This is a genomic window from Ethanoligenens sp. (assembly GCF_047718355.1).
Lineage (GTDB): Bacteria > Bacillota > Clostridia > Oscillospirales > Ethanoligenentaceae > Ethanoligenens.
On record NZ_JBDNLG010000058.1, the window covers coordinates 17356 to 18982 of the forward strand.

Annotated in this window: 2 protein-coding genes; both read right to left on the minus strand. The window is 51.7% G+C overall.

The features are described from left to right. Positions 1-55: 55 nt before the first annotated feature. Positions 56-727, minus strand: a complete 672-nt coding sequence (locus ABF463_RS09595) for an FMN-dependent NADH-azoreductase (RefSeq protein ID WP_415533399.1) — start codon at positions 725-727, stop codon at positions 56-58. A gap of 31 nt (positions 728-758) precedes the next feature. After that, the gene (sleB, locus tag ABF463_RS09600) at positions 759-1454 is read right to left on the minus strand and encodes a spore cortex-lytic enzyme (RefSeq protein WP_415533400.1); all 696 of its coding nucleotides are present in this window, start codon (positions 1452-1454) and stop codon (positions 759-761) included. Positions 1455-1627 lie beyond the last annotated feature (173 nt).

The following is a 1627-nucleotide window of genomic DNA, read 5'->3' on the forward strand; positions in this document are numbered from 1 at the left end:
CCCCCCCCCCCCCCCCCCCCCCCCCCCCCCGCTTTTTACAAAGATGCGTTTACCGTTACGCCCCAATCGGCATGGGGTGTGGGCCGGACAATCGATTTAATACATCATCCATATCCTGCGCGGCGACTTCAAGCGCTTTGTACCGTCCTACGCCCGGTGTTTCCGTCCCTTGTGCCAGAATGGGGTCGAAAGTAGAGACCCCGAGATGCTTGAAGATGTCGCGGCAGTATTTGACGGCGTAGTTCATCTGCCCGAAAAAGATTTTTGGATAGACCCCGCCGGAGGATTGAACATACACCATATGTCGTTCCTTATCGCCCAGCAGACCGTGAAATCCGGTGGAGTCAATGGTGAACAGATGGTCAATCAGCATGATACAGTCCAGATACTGTTTCAACCGTGAGGGGAAGCTCATTCCCCACATTGGCGCTGAAATTACATAGGTATCGGCTTCTTGAAACTGGGTGCATAGAGTGTTCATTTTGTCTACGTCTGATTTGTCTTCGTCGCTGAGCGCTTCATAAATTCCGCCGGTTACCAAGTGGCTTTGCCGGTCAAAGTGCTGGTGGCTTGGCATCGGGATGTCGCTGGTATACAGATCCAGTTCGTCCAGCTTGTAGCTGGTCACCTGCGACATTAAGCGTTGGATAAAGGTGCGTGCCGCCTGTTTGCTGACCGATTCCGTTTCCGGTTTGGGACTCGCGGAGATATAGAGCAGTTTTTTCATATCAAATCGTTCCTTTCGTAGCGAGCGGTTATTATTTGCAGAAAACATGCTTGCCAATGCGCAACAGAATGGGCCGCTGACGGATCCATTGACTGATGGCGGTGTCCGGGTTGTAATAATAGAGAGAGCCGCCGCTGGGGTCCCAGCCGTTAATGGCGTTTTGTGCAGCGCGAAAGGCAGATTCAGCGACCGGTTGATTGAATTGTCCGTCGGTCAGGCAGGTAAATGCGCCCGGCTGATAGATTACCCCCGCAATGGTGTTTGGAAAAAGCGGACTGTCCACTCGGTTAAGGATGACCGCGCCGACTGCGACTTGCCCGGTGAACGGCTCGCCCCGCGCTTCGGCGGAAATAACACGTGCAAGCAACTGGTAGTCACTTTGGCTGTATTGTCCGTATCCGTTGCCGTTGCCGGAGCTGACGCCAATGGCCTTCAGGGTGGCGGTGCCTGCCACGCCGTCTGCTGTCAAGCCGTTTTTACGCTGAAAGGCGGTTACAGCATTACGCGTGCCGGCGCCATAGACACCATCCACCGTACCGGTATAATACCCCCAGCTTTTCAGCCGTGTTTGAATCTGCCGAACCTCCGAACCGGTGGAGCCGAGTTGCGAAAGTGTCTGAATGCCTTGCCCTTCCTGACGATTCCTGGAAAAGTTAATGAGCAGGATACCCAAGATCAGGAGAATGCATATTTGAAAAAAACGAATTGCCTTTTGTTTGCTGTTCATAAATTTCCCCCTCGCTTATCATTTTTTCCACTGCTGGTCGGATTATCCCTCTCAGGTTGGGGTTTTTGGTCAAATACGGCAGTTATTTGATTTATATAAATTTTGTCGAAAAACCTTTCAAAAAAGGATTGACATGAAGCGCAGCATTTGATATTATAGATAGGCACTCTTCG

Bases quoted from the DNA above. Each gene is read 5' to 3' on its own strand.
- ABF463_RS09595 (WP_415533399.1), bottom strand. From the start codon at position 727: ATGAAAAAACTGCTCTATATCTCCGCGAGTCCCAAACCGGAAACGGAA.
- sleB (WP_415533400.1), bottom strand. From the start codon at position 1,454: ATGAACAGCAAACAAAAGGCAATTCGTTTTTTTCAAATATGCATTCTC.